This window comes from Microcoleus sp. EPA2, from assembly GCA_020882975.1.
Classification (GTDB): domain Bacteria; phylum Cyanobacteriota; class Cyanobacteriia; order Cyanobacteriales; family Microcoleaceae; genus Microcoleus.
Genome location: JAHRFD010000002.1, coordinates 1 through 15304 on the forward strand (window position 1 = coordinate 1; position 15304 = coordinate 15304).

Annotated in this window: 12 protein-coding genes and 1 pseudogene; 10 read left to right on the forward strand and 3 right to left on the reverse strand. The window is 44.5% G+C overall.

The features are described 5' to 3' along the window. Positions 1 to 261: 261 nt before the first annotated feature. Positions 262 to 705 (reverse strand): DUF4332 domain-containing protein, encoded by a 444-nt coding sequence (locus AAFP14_RS02485; RefSeq protein WP_341730755.1) that lies wholly within the window; start codon positions 703 to 705, stop codon positions 262 to 264. Positions 706 to 772: 67 nt separating this feature from the next. On the opposite strand from AAFP14_RS02485, the gene AAFP14_RS02490 reads away from it, so the two are divergent. From AAFP14_RS02490 to AAFP14_RS02520, 8 genes and pseudogenes are all read left to right on the forward strand, one after another. After that, on the forward strand, positions 773 to 2182 hold the full coding sequence (locus tag AAFP14_RS02490) for an aminopeptidase P family protein (protein WP_341730756.1): 1410 nt from the start codon (positions 773 to 775) through the stop codon (positions 2180 to 2182). 182 nt (positions 2183 to 2364) lie between these two features. Continuing rightward, the gene (locus AAFP14_RS02495) at positions 2365 to 3933 is read left to right on the forward strand and encodes an adenylate/guanylate cyclase domain-containing protein (protein ID WP_472851022.1); all 1569 of its coding nucleotides are present in this window, start codon (positions 2365 to 2367) and stop codon (positions 3931 to 3933) included. A gap of 76 nt (positions 3934 to 4009) precedes the next feature. Beyond that, positions 4010 to 4993: a GntR family transcriptional regulator gene (locus tag AAFP14_RS02500; RefSeq protein ID WP_341730758.1), complete on the forward strand. Its 984-nt coding sequence runs from the start codon at positions 4010 to 4012 to the stop codon at positions 4991 to 4993. Between the two features lie 84 nt (positions 4994 to 5077). Beyond that, positions 5078 to 5734, forward strand: coding sequence for a nitroreductase family protein (locus AAFP14_RS02505; protein WP_341730759.1), 657 nt, complete (start codon positions 5078 to 5080; stop codon positions 5732 to 5734). A gap of 232 nt (positions 5735 to 5966) precedes the next feature. Further along, entirely contained in the window at positions 5967 to 7880 is a 1914-nt protein-coding gene (locus AAFP14_RS02510; RefSeq protein ID WP_341730760.1) for a GumC domain-containing protein, read from the forward strand. Between the two features lie 146 nt (positions 7881 to 8026). Beyond that, positions 8027 to 8176 (forward strand): annotated as a pseudogene (locus AAFP14_RS26655) (AAA family ATPase); the annotation flags it as partial. Positions 8177 to 8248: 72 nt separating this feature from the next. Then, on the forward strand, positions 8249 to 9160 hold the full coding sequence (locus AAFP14_RS02515) for an AAA family ATPase (RefSeq protein ID WP_341730761.1): 912 nt from the start codon (positions 8249 to 8251) through the stop codon (positions 9158 to 9160). Further along, entirely contained in the window at positions 9153 to 9920 is a 768-nt protein-coding gene (locus AAFP14_RS02520; RefSeq protein ID WP_341730762.1) for a hypothetical protein, read from the forward strand. The genes AAFP14_RS02515 and AAFP14_RS02520 overlap by 8 nt, the downstream gene beginning before the upstream one ends. A gap of 75 nt (positions 9921 to 9995) precedes the next feature. On the opposite strand, the gene AAFP14_RS02525 is transcribed toward AAFP14_RS02520, so the two are convergent. Then, positions 9996 to 10637, reverse strand: coding sequence for a Uma2 family endonuclease (locus AAFP14_RS02525; protein WP_341730763.1), 642 nt, complete (start codon positions 10635 to 10637; stop codon positions 9996 to 9998). A gap of 449 nt (positions 10638 to 11086) precedes the next feature. Next, positions 11087 to 11866 (reverse strand): ABC transporter permease, encoded by a 780-nt coding sequence (locus AAFP14_RS02530; protein WP_341731073.1) that lies wholly within the window; start codon positions 11864 to 11866, stop codon positions 11087 to 11089. 127 nt (positions 11867 to 11993) lie between these two features. Between AAFP14_RS02530 and AAFP14_RS02535 the strand changes: the two genes are divergently transcribed. Together AAFP14_RS02535 and AAFP14_RS02540 are read left to right on the forward strand one after the other, a co-directional pair. Further along, positions 11994 to 13199: a DegT/DnrJ/EryC1/StrS family aminotransferase gene (locus AAFP14_RS02535; RefSeq protein WP_341730764.1), complete on the forward strand. Its 1206-nt coding sequence runs from the start codon at positions 11994 to 11996 to the stop codon at positions 13197 to 13199. Positions 13200 to 13530: 331 nt separating this feature from the next. After that, a complete protein-coding gene (locus AAFP14_RS02540; protein WP_341730765.1) occupies positions 13531 to 15207 on the forward strand; it encodes an ABC1 kinase family protein in 1677 nt (558 codons plus the stop codon). Positions 15208 to 15304: the final 97 nt, after the last annotated feature.

Genomic DNA, 15304 nt, shown 5'->3' on the forward strand with positions numbered 1-15304 from the left:
ACAAAATCTTATCACTTTTGCGAAAGCTTTTAGTTACAAAATACGTATATTTAACAATTATTTGCAATAAGTGGAAATTAAAGCCGTCCTAGAAGGACGGGGCTTTAGACCCAATTTTTTGGTAATTGGGAATAGACATCTCCTAAAAAGCTTGTCAAGAACAGGCAAGATGCCTGTTCCACAGTAATTATGGGAGATGTCTAATGGGGAATTGGAATAACAATAACTAATAACTAATAACTAATAACTAATGACCAATGACTACTGACTAATGACTAATTTAGCATCTTCAACCCATTTTTGCACGCGATCGACTGAAGGAGTCAAATCGTTCCGCTGCATTGTGGCTACGTGCAGCCTCAATATTTGTTGGTGCAATCTCCCCACGGGCATTTGAGCGAGTTGAGCCGGAGAAGCAACACCTGCGTGGAGTAACAGCCCGCAATACTTACACCCTACACTGGGAATTCGAGCCAAATTTGCCATCGCTACCCATTTGTTAATATATCGAATATCAACCTGCAACTGATGCGCTAACGATACCTTCGCCGTTGGTGTTTTAGTCTGCCCAATTAGTTGGGCGGTGGTGCTAATTCCGCATCCTGCTAGTTGAGACTGGTCTTCATTGCTTAATCCGGGCAAATTTGCGATCGGCCAATCCGGCGCTTCCCTAGAACTATAATTGGTTTTATGATAATTTTTCATGGTTTTTTTAAGGATTTTAGTTATATTTTAAAGTATCAAGATAAAACCGTCAATAGAGCCGATCGCTATGAATATTTTCCGTGATTACGAATTGTTAACAATTGCTTTACGTCAGCGAAGAGAAAAACTGGCGAGTTTAATTGATTTTCCCACAATTCTCTGGTCGGGTCGCAGTATTTCTCGTAATTATCCGGCTCTGAAGTTCCCCTTTCGTGCCAGCAGTCACTTTCTCTATTTTGCGGGTTTACCCTTAGAAAATGCGGCGATTCGTTTAGAATCTGGCAAGTTAGAACTGTTCATGGATGACGCACTTCCTAGCAGCACCCTGTGGCATGGAGAAATGCCGAAAAGAGCGGAAATTGCGGCACTAATGGGGGCTGATGCTGATTTTCCCATGGCCCAGTTGAAATCGCGATCCTCTTCGAGGGCTCCGCTAACGGCTGATGCAGCAACTATACCAGTTGAGGATAGCTTGATTCAGTTGCAACAGTCACAAATGCTCGATCGCCCTTTGACACCATCTCAATCACCCGCAGGCATTGACCTAGAACTAACCAAGGCAATTATATCACTTCGTCTCACCCAAGATGCTGCAAGTTTGGCAGAATTACGAGCAGCGGCTGCTGTCACCGTGGCAGCCCACAAAGCCGGAATGGCCGCCACTCCCACAGCTCAAATCGAAGCTGGTGTTCGTGCTGCAATGGAAAGTGCGATTATATCACAAAATATGACCACTGCTTATCCAAGTATTGTCACCCTACACGGAGAAGTGCTGCACAGCGAACATTATCACAATTCGCTACAAACAGGAGATTTACTATTAGCAGATGTGGGTGCAGAAACAGCACTGGGATGGGCCGCCGATGTGACTCGCACTTGGCCCGTTTCGGGAAAATTTTCTCCTACTCAGCGCGCCATTTATGATGTGGTTTTGGCAGCCCACGATGCTTGTATTGACAAGATTACTCCTGGTGTTGAATACCAAGATATTCATCTGTTAGCTGCTCAGACTATGGCGGCTGGATTGGTTGATTTGGGTATTTTGCAAGGTGATGTTGAAGATTTGGTAGCTAGGGATGCTCACGCCCTATTTTTTGTGCATGGCATTGGACATTTAATTGGTTTAGATGTTCATGATATGGAAGATTTAGGCGATTTGGCTGGCTATGAAACAGGGAGAGTTAGAAGCAGTCGTTTTGGTTTGGGATTCCTGCGGTTAAATCGAGTTTTACAGGAGGGAATGCTGGTATCCATCGAACCTGGATTTTATCAGGTTCCGGCTATTTTGCACAACCCAGAAACTCGGACAAAATATAAAGATTCTGTAAAGTGGGACGAGTTAGAAAAATTTGCAGATGTTCGGGGAATTAGGATTGAAGATGATATACTCGTAACAGACAGGGGGAGAGAAGTTTTGACTGCAAAATTGCCTACTCAGGCTTCAGAAATTGAAAATTTAGTTACGGTAAATGCGTAAGTACATCTCAAAATAGAGGTTTACTTGTGCAGTTAAATTGGGTGTGAAACAAGATAAATATGAACAAAGCTTGGAAGGTAGGTTTTTTAATGCTGGTGGAAAGGCTGGCAATGCAAGTCCAAAAAATGGCCGCAGCGAGAGTTGCGCGTATTTTTCGGAAAGCTGTATCGCCACCGCCACCCATGCAAGCTGCAATCTTCCCTAGCAATGAAGAAGAAAGGCTAAAAGCACTTGACAGTTATAATATTCTGGATACCGATGCAGAAGGAGCTTTTGATGATTTAACAGCTTTGGCATCCCACATTTGTGGTACTCCCATTGCTTTAGTTAGTTTAGTTGATGCTAATAGGCAATGGTTTAAATCAAGAGTTGGTTTAGAAGCAACAGAAACTCCTAGAGAGTTGGCGTTTTGCGCTCATGCTATTTTAAAGCCAAATGAATTGCTAGTTGTACCCGATGCTACAGAAGATGAGCGTTTTGCTGGGAATCCTTTAGTCACTTCTAATCCCAATATTCGATTTTATGCGGGAACTCCTCTAGTGACTCCTGATGGTTTTCCTTTGGGTACTTTGTGCGCCATAGATACAGTACCTCGGCATCTCAGCCCCGAACAATTAGAAGCGCTCAGGGTTTTAGGAAGACAAGTCATCAGTCAAATGGAGTTGCGGATTAATTTAGTTAAGTTAAATCGCTCCATCAAAAGGCAAAAACAAGTAGAAGCAAAATTGCGGGCTTCTGATGAGCAAATTGTGAATTTTTTAGAAGGAATGAGCGATGCTTTTTTTGCTTTAGACCCCCATTGGCGATTTACCTATGTCAATTACAAAGCTGCTAAATTCTTGGAGCGCCAACCGGAAGAAATTTTTGGTAAAAATATCTGGCAAGAGTTTCCAGATTTGTTTAGTTCAGTATTTTACCAAGAGTTTCAGGAAGCTGTATCTAGACAAGTGGGAATGAGTTTTGAAAAATATTATCGTCATTTAAAAATTTGGTTGGAAGTTAGAGTTTTTCCTTCCCATGACGGCATTTCTGTGTTTTTTCATGACATCACCAAACGTAAGCGGATTGAATCGGCTCTCAGGAAAGAACAGAAAAAAACTAATGGCTTATTGCTAAATATTTTACCAGAGGCGATCGCTGACAGATTGAAGTCCCAACCGGGGGTGATTGCTGACAAGTTTGAACACACCACTGTCCTGTTTGCTGATTTGGTGAATTTTACTCAAATTTCTACCACGATGTCGGCGACTAAATTGGTGTACTTGCTCAATGAAATTTTCTCAACTTTTGACAAATTAACAGAAAAGCACGGTTTAGAAAAAATTAAGACGATCGGGGATGCTTATATGGTAGCGGCTGGTATTCCCATTCAACGGCTAGATCATGCAGAGGCGATCGCCGAAATGGCCATGGATATGCTAGCAGCAATTAAGGAATTAAATGTGAAGCTAGAAGCGAAATTTGACCTCCGCATCGGGATTAATAGCGGCCCGGTGGTAGCGGGAGTCATTGGTACTAAAAAATTTATTTACGATTTGTGGGGAAATGCTGTAAATACAGCCAGCCGTATGGAATCTCACGGCCTACCAGGTCGGATTCAAGTTAGCATCTACAGTTACGAATTACTCCAGGAAAAATATGAATTTGAAGAACGGGGCTTGATCGAGATTAAAGGCAAGGGGGAAATGCGGACTTATCTCCTGAAGGGGAGGAAAACCTCAAGTGATGATCCAAATAAGATTATGCTATAGAGAGAGATATCCGATCCCTAATGGGCCCGGTACTCACCTATATAAATATTAAGTTGAAGTCCTTGGAGCCTTTAAGATGGTTCAATTTCATATTCAAACAGATAGTGACATTCCAGCCTCCACGCAACTGTTCAATCAAATCAGGTTTGCGATCGCCTCGCGACAATTTCCGCCTGGACACCGCTTACCCAGTACCCGACAACTAGCCATGCAGACGGGTTTGCACCGCAACACCATCAGCAAAGTTTACCGACAGCTAGAAAATACTGGACTCGTGGAAGCTCAAGCCGGATCGGGGATTTACGTGCGGGCTCAAGGCCACGAAGGCGGCAGTAAACTCAAATCTCCCATCCTGGATGAATATCCTCTGGCAAACAAGATAGTGCAAGAAAGCCTGGATCAACTGCTGGGACAGGGCTGTACCCTCAACCAAGCCAGGGAATTATTTTTGGCCGAAATTGACTGGCGTCTCCGGTGCAGCGCGCGGGTGGTTGTCACAGCCCCCGCAGAAGACATCGGCGTCGGAGAGTTGATGGCGAAAGAACTTGAACAAGCTTTGCGTATCCCCATACAGTTGGTGGCGATGGAAGATTTGGGCACTTTTTTGGATCAAATCTCTTCTGGAACTGTCATCACTAGCCGCTATTTTATCGGAGAGGCAGAGTCGATCGCGGCACCTCGTTCTGTGCGAGTGATTCCCGTAGACATTTACGATTATGTTCAGGAGATTAAGTTAGTGGGGGGTTTACCGAAAGACAGTTATTTGGGTTTGGTCAGTCTCAGCCCTGGTATGCTGCGATCGACTGAAGTAATCATTCACAGTTTCCGGGGAGAGGATTTGCTGGTGATGACGGCGCTGCTGTCAGACACGTACAAAATTAACTCCATCGTGCGATCGGCCAGAACAATCTTTTGCGACCAACCAAGTTTTGCTACAGTAAAAGCTGCGATTAACGCGGCCAGAGAAGATATTATTCGTCCGCCTCAACTGGTATGCTGCGAAAATTACATCGGTTCTAAGTCGATTAATTTGCTCAAGCGCGAGTTGGGCTTAGGATAAGTCAGTTGACCCGAAAGCAGTTAAAGTTGTTATTTGTTGTTCTAATAACGAATAACCCATAACCCATCACCCATGAATATTGAAATGCAGCCTTCAATTAATGTCAAAACAGCCATCGAAAGCCGCCGGGCTGCCCGCAGTTTCAGACCCGATCTAATTCCCCCAGAAATTATCAAAGAGATTTTACGCTTGGGAGTGCGATCGCCTTCGGGTTACAACTTACAGCCTTGGCGGTTTATCATACTCCAAGACCAAACAAGTAAGGAAAAATTGAAAGCCTGTGCTTTCGATCAGCGCCAAGTTGTAGAAGCCCCCATTGTATTAATTTGCTGTGGCGATCGGCGCGCTGCTCAACCCGAAAACATTGAAGCAGTCATTGAATTGGGTAAAGCCGTGGGTGGGGTAAATGACACTTTAGCCGATTATATACGCGGCGCAATCCCGCAATTGTTCGAGTCTCGTCCTAGTTTTGAGTCCTTAGAAGCTTGGACTAATCGCCACACAATGTTAGCTGTAGCTCATTTAATGATTGCAGCCAAAAGTTTTGGGGTGGACAGTTGTCCGATGGAAGGTTTTGTATCCGCCCAGGTGAAAGAAGCTTTTAACATTCCCGAAGCCGTGGATGTTTGTTGTTTGCTTCCCCTTGGTTATGCAGAAGAACCTTTCAAAAAATACGGCGGACGCTTTAATTTGGATCGAGTTTATTACAGCGAAAGTTATGGGGAATATTTGCGATTTTAAAGGGGAATATTTAGAGTTTAGACTTTCCCTAGAAGTGCGTACCCGGAAAATTAATAGGACTTACGAATTTCAACATGATGCTGTCATTCACAAATGTTGCCAAGCATCTCAAATTATGGCATAACAGCCCCTACTGCGTAAGTCCTATTGAACACAGACAACCGAGCCATAAAAAATTTCAAATATCCCATCGAAAATTGTTATTGTGGTGAGATCGTAAGGAACAATTAATATGAAAGTAGCAGCGCGACAAAGCAAATCGGAAATTCTCGAAGTAGATTTACAGAAGTATTTACAGGCCGCCGGATTTAAAAATTTACCACTTTATCTAAGCTGCGATTTTCAAGAAGCATCTTTAACAGTAGTTGGAGAACATCCGCGTAGTTTGGTTCTCAAAGCTAAACAAACTTTTGCGGTGCTAGAAGCAGCCCTTCTGGAATTGCAACCCCAATCTATTCAACAGATTGGACTTTGCCTGAAAATTACCGGGCAAAAACAGCCCTATGCGTTTCATTCTTTTACCATGAATCACCCTGTTTTGTCAAGGACAAAAACAGTGGAAATACCGCAAAAAGCCGCAGCAATAGCCGCAGACTCAACGGAAAGTGCGATCGTACTTAAAGTACCGGAGACGCAGCAAACAACGGAGACAGCTAGTGTACCGAATGTAGCTGGTGAGTCGCCCTGGGAAACAGACGATGGAAACCCCAGGTTTGAGGAAACTTTTCCCGATGTGTGGGAGACTCCCAGCCATGAGGAACCGATCGCCTTTAAAGTCTCAGCAATACCGACAGATGGCGAGCTAAATCCCTTCGATCCGCTGGATTTAGAACCAGTCACCGTCACCAAAAAACCCAAGCATTCACCGTTTGTGGGCTTAGCTGTAGTAGCTATTTCTAGTGTGGCGATCGTAGTTTTGGGAGGCGTTTATTACCTGCTGAGTCGCCCTTGCGTTATCGGCGAGTGTACCGCATTGGCTGAGGCTAAACAGTTAAGCGATAATTCAGCGAGGACGCTCAAAACCTCAAAAGTTGACAATACTCCCGAAGCAGCGCAAGTACAGTTAAAACAGGCGATCGCCCTTTTAGAACCTATTCCATTTTGGTCAATTCATCACGGCAAAGCTGAAGATGAACTTGACAGATACCGCAGGCAAAGTCAGAATTTAAACTTGGCAGTAGATGCTGCGAGACTCGCAATATCCGCCGCAGAAATCACCGAAAATCCGCCCCATAGTACACAGAATTGGCAAGAATCCCAGTCTCTGTGGCAAAGTGCGATCGCCAAACTCAAACAAATTCCCCAAAACAGCACAGCTTATCCCTTTGCTCAACAAAAGTTAAAGGAATATCGCCAAAAACTAGCAAAGGGAAATAGACAGTTAACCACAGAAAAAACAGCCGAAAACCAACTCCTAGATGCTAAAAAGACAGCCCAAATAGCAGCAGCCCGCGCCATAGTAGCTCAGCAAGCCGAAAGTTGGGAACAGGTGCAAGCAAATTGGCAAAAATCCCTCGACAAGCTATCAGAAATTTCCACCAATACGGAATCTTACGAACAAGCGAAAGCACTGATTCCTCAATACGAAACCAAACTATCAGAAGCTAGCGAGCGAAAACAAGTCGAAACAATGGCAGAAGAGGCTTATACTCAAGCAGTAACAATAGCTGCTCAAGCGAGAATTTTTGAGGAGCGAAATGCTTGGTTTCAAGCATCAGAACACTGGCGTCGAGCTTTGAGTTACGCCGAAAAAGTTCCATCGACAACTGATTATTACTTGAAAACAAAGTCGCTGATGCCTTCCTATCGAACTTATTTGCACGAAGCAGAAGTTAAGTTGCAGGAAGAAAGGACTTTACAAAAAGCCCGCACTGATTTAGATAAAACTTGCAAGGGTAATCCCAAGATTTGCGACTATACTGTTAGCAAAGATTTGATTGCTGTGCAGATGACTCCCGATTACGTCCAGAAACTGCAACAAATTTTCATTCAAGCTGACTATAACAATGCTACCAAGACTCGCCAAGCTGTAGAAAAGCACGTTCAAACTCTGCAACTCGCTTTGGAGGCGATCGGCGATAACGCCAATATTCCCATGCAAGTGTACAATGCCGAAGGCAAGCGCATTGGCACTCACGGGAATTAGTTGGGATTGGAACAGATTTTAGCGTGGGTTGGCGGAGGCCATGAAGTAAATATTTAACCGGGACTAATCCACCAACCCCTACGCAAAGTCAAAATATGCGATCGCAAATCCTGTAAAGAACGCTATAAAAAGATGTTATAAATTAAATGCTAGAAAAGGTCAAACTTCATAACTTCAAAAGTCATAATAATACAGAACTAAATTTTGATAATTCATCCCTCCACGCACTCGTAGGACAAAACAGTTCTGGTAAAACATCAGTGTTGCAAGCATTGCATTATCTCAGTCAGCTTGCTAAATCATCATTTGCCAATATTTTTCAGTATGAAAGAGCGCCTCAATTTCTTACAACAATTGGGCAAAATAATATGTCTGTTAGTGTAAGTGGTTTTTGGGGAAACCCAGATAGAAATGATTGGAAAGCTTCTTATGACTGGAGACAAACAGTTAATGATTATTGGTCTCCTAGACTATCATGGGAGGCAGATAAAAAGCCGAACAGTATGGAAGGAGAGGCAAGTTCCTTCATGTATGCTCCAGAGCCAATTCAGCAATCTTTGAGAAACGCAGTTCATCTTAAGCTCGTAGCCAGTAATCTTGCCAAAGCAGCTTACAGTGATGCAATTACACCGCGAGTTGAGTTCGATGGTTCAGGCTTAGCACCTACCTTAGACTATCTTCGTGACGAAGCTCCAGATAAATTTCAATCTTTACAGGAAATGTTGAAACGGATTGTACCAGGTGTACGCGAGGTAGGCGTAAGACGAGCCAAGGTTATGGTAAATCGCCAACGCTTAATCGAAGTCGATGGCAAATCTATCTCCTACGAAGAAAGTCAGGAAATTGCAGGGCAAGAAGTTGTCCTAGACATGAATACTGGTAAGCGCATTCCAGCCCATGCCATTAGCGAAGGAACAATGCTCGCCCTCGGATTACTGACTGTTTTAATGAATCCGAATCAACCTAATTTAGTGTTACTAGATGATGTCGAACAGGGACTCCACCCCAAAGCGCAACGAGAATTAATCGCTGTTTTTAAAGAAATTATTCAACAAAACAACAACCTCCAAATTATTTTTTCCACCCATTCTCCTTACATTGTGGATGAACTTACGCCGTCTCAAGTTCATGTATTAAGTAACAATAACTCCGGTGTGACTCGTTGCAAAAGATTAGATGAACATCCTGATGTAGAATGGGCAAAACAAACTTTAACCACCGGAGAATTCTGGGATGCAGAGGGAGAAGATTGGGTGGTTGCAGGAGAAATCAATGATTGAGTTTGTGGTGATTGTCGAAAGTAGTGCAGACGCACGAACCGCTACTAAATTAGCCGATCGCGTTTTAGTAGATAAAATTGATTGGTTAGAGCCTGATCTGCTGCAATATCATTTTCAATGGAGTGGTTTAGAAGCTGGTACAGAGAATTCTTGCTGGAAAAATATTGATGATATAACTAAACGTATTTCAGATAAATTTAAGTTCCCCACCATCAGATCGAATGGAAGATTTAAAAGTGATGGTCAATCAGCTAATAAAATTATCAAGTTAATCAGCTTTCTACAATACAAACAAAAGAGAGATATTAAAGCGGTTATTTTGATGCGTGATTTAGACAATCAACCTCAGCGAAAAGAACATATCGAGGAAGTACGTTTAGAGAACATTGATCGACAACCTAAATTAGCAATTATTATTGGTACAGCCGACAGAATGCGGGAAGCCTGGGTTTTGAATGGGTTTGTTCCATCTAATCAAAAGGAAGAACAAATCCTTAAAGAGATCGCAACAGAATTGACGTTTAATCCTTGCGAGGAGTCACACAGACTACGCTTTAAGTCATTGACAGAACCCGATCGCATTAGAAACCCTAAAATTGTTGTGGAAAAGCTCACAGGTGGCAAGATGGAACGGGAACAACAGTGCTGGGAAGACACGGAGCTGGAAATTCTGCGAAAAAAAGGTGTTCAGACAGGGTTAACAGCCTATCTTGATGAAATCGAAGAACGATTAATTCCAATCATTGAATCTGCTGAATAAAAGTGGAACCTAAACACCTTACAGCTATAAGTAGCGCATAAAACCACTTTTTGAATAAGCCCTGTTCATTCAAAACTAATCAGTATCCCCAGGAATCTCATCCGCAATCAATCCAGCCTGAAAAACCTGTTGCGCCGTCAAATTCAACCCTGGAAAAGTTGGCGACTCAATCCGATCGTCTCCCCGAAATTGACTAATTTCATACTCGCCATCAACCAACCGATAAATCGAAATAGTCGGTTGCTTAGGATTACCAATAAATCTGCGGCCGCCCAAACCGAGATAATCCACAATCCAGTATTCAAGAATCCCGATTAGTTCGTATTCACCTACTTTTTTGATGTAGTCATCTTGCCAATTCGTGCTCACGACTTCAACAACCAGCGGAATTGATGCCCCTTGAGTCACAGTGGAGAATTTTTTCCACAGAGGTTCTGATGCTAAATTCGGACGATTTAAGATCAGAATATCGGGCGAATAAGCTGATTCGTTTTCTGGGGGCTTAACTAATGCTTGTCCGGGGATGAAGTAGGGAAGGTTTAGCCGATCGAATTCCACAGTCAATTTTCTTGCGGAAAAACCGATAACTTCTTCATGGTCTCCTAAAGGCTGTGACATTTCAACAATCTCTCTATTGTGCAGTTCATAGCGTCCGTTTTCTGGCTTCCATTCCGCAAATTCTTCAAAACTTAGTGTTTTAGTTGCTATTTGAATCATGGTTATTCTCCTTAGTGGTGATTAGGGCGGGCTAGAAGCCCACCCCACAAGATAACTCATATCAAATCTGGTAGCATCGGAATTGATATTACTCACAGCCAGGAGACGGCAATGCCCATTGGTGTCAACTTAAGGCTGAAACCCTTGAGAAATCTCGTTTTTATGCCAAGTCTAGATCCCCCTAAATCCCCCTTAAGAAGGGGGACTTTGAGTAACTTCTTGTCCCCCCCTTCTTAAGGGGGGTTAGGGGGGATCTAAGTTTAATGGTCAAACAGCCATCTTTGACTGGGTTTGAGCTTAAGTTGACACCAATGGGCAATGCCGTGTCCCTACAATTAATCATAGTAGGGAAACGGCACTGCCGTCTCCTCATTCCCAATTCCCCATGCCCAATGCCCAATTACCAATTCCCAATGCCCCATGCCCTATGCCCAATTCCCTATGGCCAATTACCATTTAATCAATTGTGCATCTTGATTAAAAAATCTGCGATACAATCCCTCAGTCAATAGCAAGGTTGCGATTAAAGTTGCCAGCGCTAACACAAACATAATCAAAATCTGGTAAGATGCTGCATCCAGAGGGGCAACACCACTGAGCATTTGACCTGTCATCATACCGGGCAAAGTCACAATTCCCACAACCGTCATTGTATTTAAAGTGGGGATTAATCCAGCTTTAATAGCATCTTTGCGATACTGCTTTACTGCTTGCTGGGGGGTGGCTCCTAAACTCAGATGGGTTTCTATTTCTAACTGACTACCATTAATTGTACTCACGAGTCTTTCACCGGCGATCGCCCCGGAATTCATGGCATTTCCTAATATCATCCCCGCTAAAGGAATCAGGTATTGTGGTTCGTACCAAGGCTCAGGTTGTAGAATTAGCAAATTTGTATAGGCCAAAGTCAAGGCGGTGCCGGTCAAAATTGAACCCGAAACTAAAGGTAGTAAGTTTTTGATTTTTTTGCTGATGCGGTTGGTGGCGACTACGCTAGCTGTTGTCACCATGATTGCTAACACTGCTAAAACCAGCCAAGGATTTTTAGCATTGGGGTCAAATACGACTGCCAGCACGTAGCCGACTAAGATTAACTGGATCAGGGTGCGCCCCGCGGCGATCGCGATCGACCCGGACATTCCCAATTCCTGCCAAGCCGAAAGCCCGATCGCGATCGCCACCATCCCCAAAGCCCAACCCAAATCCGTAAAATCTAGCAAAATTAACACAGGAACTCCGTTTCGATAAAGTGATTGTTGGCGCGTCAAAATATAAGATATTGCAATAAAGGTGTCTGGGAAACAGTTTTACTGCAAGAATTTGGTTTGATAATGGTTGAAATTTATGGTGTGAAGAGTGAATAATGTCCCCCCCCTCGACTTAACCAGCCAATACGCCCTGATTGGCGACGAAATAGCTGCTGCGGTACAAAAAGTGCTTGCCTCTGGTGGCTACATCGGCGGCCCGGCTGTGAAGAATTTTGAACAAGAGTTCGCCAACTACACCGGAGTTTCCGACTGCGTGGGCTGTAACTCCGGCACCGATGCCCTGATTTTAGCTTTGCGGGCGCTCAAAATTGGCCCTGGCGATGAAGTCATCACCACTCCTTTTACCTTTTTTGCCTCCGCTGAGACAATTAGCGCCGTCGGTGCAACTCCAGTGTTTGTGGATATTGACTCTGGGACATTTAACATGAATGTCGATCGCCTAGAAGCAGCCATTACCGAAAAAACCAAGGCAATTATGCCCGTGCATATCTTCGGGCAACCCACAGACATGACACAGCTCATGGAAATTGCCAACAGACACAATCTAGCAGTCATTGAAGATTGCGCCCAATCAGTCGGTGCCCAATGGCAATCTCAAAAAGTCGGCAGCATCGGCCATGTAGGCTGCTTCAGTTTTTATCCGACCAAAAACTTAGGAGCTTGCGGCGACGGCGGAGCTGTCACCACAAACGATCGGGCCCTGGCAGCATCCATGCGGATGCTCAAAGAACACGGCCAGTCCTCCAGATACTTTTACGAAGAAATCGGCTACAACAGCCGTTTAGATGCCATACAAGCAGTGATTCTCAGCATTAAATTGCGATATCTCGACACATGGAATGCTCAGCGGCGGGAGAAAGCCGAATTCTACAGCGAAATTCTCAGCCACATCCCCGGAGTAGCCGTACCACAAGAATTGCCCGCAGCAAAAGGAGTTTGGAATCAATATACTATCCGGCTCACCAGTCCAGAAAACCCGCACCATCCTCCTATTTCTCCCTCTGGCAAATTTCGCGACTGGATGCGGACTCAGTTACAGGAAAACGGCATCGGTTCCATGGTTTACTATCCCTTACCTTTACACCTGCAACCCGTTTACAAATCTTTAGGTTATCAGCCTGGTCAGTTGCCCGTGGCGGAGCAAGTTTGTTGCGAAGTCTTGTCTTTGCCCATGTTCCCCGAACTGTCTAGGGATCAACAAGAGCGCGCGATTTATGGACTCAAAGATTGCTTAGCTCAATCAGCGACGTTTTTTGACCAAGAAAATGGGATACAAGCCCCGTCCTTCGCTTGACGGCTTTTTGCTAGAATACAGATAGTCGCCGAGCGGGCATTGGGAGACTTTAAACGGACAGGTCGGGACTGTAAGACTACTTTGGTAGCAGGACTCGTTGAAGTGTCAAGAATCCCCGCTCGTTTACGACGGGGAGTATGTCAATAAGCACTTGTACTTTTATGTACTATAGTTAATGAAAAGAAACAAATTTAGAAGAAGGAAGAAGGAAGAAGGAAGAAGGAAAAAGGAACAGGGAAGACAGTTTTAACTACCCATGCCCAATGCCCGACACCCAATGCCCCATTCCCTATAAATTGTCAATTTCGGAAACTAAGAGGAAAATAAACGAGTGCGTCAGTATCAATCTACTCAAGCTAGACGCTACGATCCACAAGCGATCGCTCAGTATTACCGCAACCGTCCTTGGAAAGCAATTTGGCGAGCCATCACCGTTATTTGGTCCTTTGCAGGCTTCGTCATCGGGATGCTCTGGGACAGTTGGCAGCACGAAGTCGCCGCACACCAGCCGGAACGAGCGGCACACCTGCGACAAATACTGACTCGCTTGGGTCCCACTTTCATTAAAGTCGGTCAAGCGCTCTCGACCAGACCAGACTTGATCCGCAAAGACTTTCTCCAAGAACTGATCAAACTCCAGGATCAGTTGCCGCCCTTTGACTCTGCCCTGGCCTTTGAGATTATTGAAGCAGAACTCGATCGCAAAATTAGCGACACCTACAGCCAAATCTCCCCAGAACCAGTCGCAGCAGCCAGTCTCGGCCAAGTCTATCGGGCTCGTCTGATCACCGGAGAAGCAGTCGCCGTCAAAGTTCAGCGACCAAACTTGCTCCCCATCTTGAGTCTTGACCTCTACTTAATGCGCCAGGCCGCCGGATTATTAGGCCCATTCTTGCCACTAAATCTCGGTCACGACCTCAGTTTAATTGTCGATGAATTCGGCATCAAATTGTTCGAAGAAATCGACTACATCAATGAAGGCCGCAACGCCGAGAAATTTGCGACAAATTTTGCCGATGACCCCACAGTAAAAGTACCGAGCATCTACTGGCGCCATACTTCAAAATCCGTTCTCACTCTTGAGTGGATTGACGGCATCAAGCTGACCGATATGGCAAGTGTTAAAGCCGCAGGTTTGGATACCAATAGCTTAATTGAAGTCGGAGTCCGCAGCGGTTTACGACAGTTGCTAGAACACGGATTTTTTCACGCAGACCCCCATCCAGGAAATCTATTTGCTCTAGCGGACGGCCGCATGGCATATATCGATTTTGGGATGATGGATCAGATGGAAGAAACAACTAAAGAAACTTTGGTTGATTCCGTCGTTCATTTAATCAACAAAGATTATTTAGAGTTAGCAAAAGATTTTGTAAAACTCGGCTTTTTGACTCCCGATACAAATATTATGCCCATCGTCCCGGCCCTAGAATCTGTACTGGGAGATATCGTCGGCGAAAAGGTAGCAGATTTTAACTTCAAAACGATTACAGACCAGTTTTCGGAATTGATGTACGATTATCCTTTCCGAGTGCCTGCCAAGTTTGCCTTAATTATTCGCTCTCTGGTGACAGAAGAAGGTTTGGCCCTGACGCTAAATCCAGATTTCAAGATAGTTGAGGTTGCCTATCCTTACGTGGCGCGACGTTTGTTGAACGGGGAATCTCCGGCACTGCGGCGGCGCTTGATTGAGGTATTATTCAAGGATGGCAAATTCCAGTGGAATAGATTAGAGGAGATGATCGCGATCGCTAGGTCCGATCGAAGTTTCGATCTACTCCCGACTGCACAACTAGGTTTACAATTCTTGCTATCAGAGGAAGGCTCGTTTTTGCGACGCCAGCTAATGCTAGCTTTGATTGAGGACGATCGCATCCACACAGCAGAAGTTGGCAGCCTGTGGAACCTAGTCAAGGAAGACCTGCAACCAAGCCGCCTATTCAACGTTGCTCTGGGCGCATTAGCAGAACTTTCCACAGAAGGAGCCGCCGCCCTCACTCGATTTTAGTTAGTCATTGGTAATTAGTCATTGGTAATTAGTTATTAGTCAAAAGACAATTACCCATTACCAATTACCAATTCCCCATTCCCAATTACCCAAATTC

Excerpts from the sequence above, each read along its gene's own strand:
- AAFP14_RS02500 (WP_341730758.1), top strand. The coding sequence starts at position 4,010 with ATGGTTCAATTTCATATTCAAACAGATAGTGACATTCCAGCCTCCACG.
- AAFP14_RS02490 (WP_341730756.1), top strand. The coding sequence starts at position 773 with ATGAATATTTTCCGTGATTACGAATTGTTAACAATTGCTTTACGTCAG.
- AAFP14_RS02510 (WP_341730760.1), top strand. The coding sequence starts at position 5,967 with ATGAAAGTAGCAGCGCGACAAAGCAAATCGGAAATTCTCGAAGTAGAT.
- AAFP14_RS02485 (WP_341730755.1), bottom strand. The coding sequence starts at position 705 with ATGAAAAATTATCATAAAACCAATTATAGTTCTAGGGAAGCGCCGGAT.
- AAFP14_RS02505 (WP_341730759.1), top strand. The coding sequence starts at position 5,078 with ATGCAGCCTTCAATTAATGTCAAAACAGCCATCGAAAGCCGCCGGGCT.
- AAFP14_RS02525 (WP_341730763.1), bottom strand. The coding sequence starts at position 10,637 with ATGATTCAAATAGCAACTAAAACACTAAGTTTTGAAGAATTTGCGGAA.
- AAFP14_RS02515 (WP_341730761.1), top strand. The coding sequence starts at position 8,249 with ATGTCTGTTAGTGTAAGTGGTTTTTGGGGAAACCCAGATAGAAATGAT.
- AAFP14_RS02520 (WP_341730762.1), top strand. The coding sequence starts at position 9,153 with ATGATTGAGTTTGTGGTGATTGTCGAAAGTAGTGCAGACGCACGAACC.
- AAFP14_RS02495 (WP_472851022.1), top strand. The coding sequence starts at position 2,365 with ATGCAAGCTGCAATCTTCCCTAGCAATGAAGAAGAAAGGCTAAAAGCA.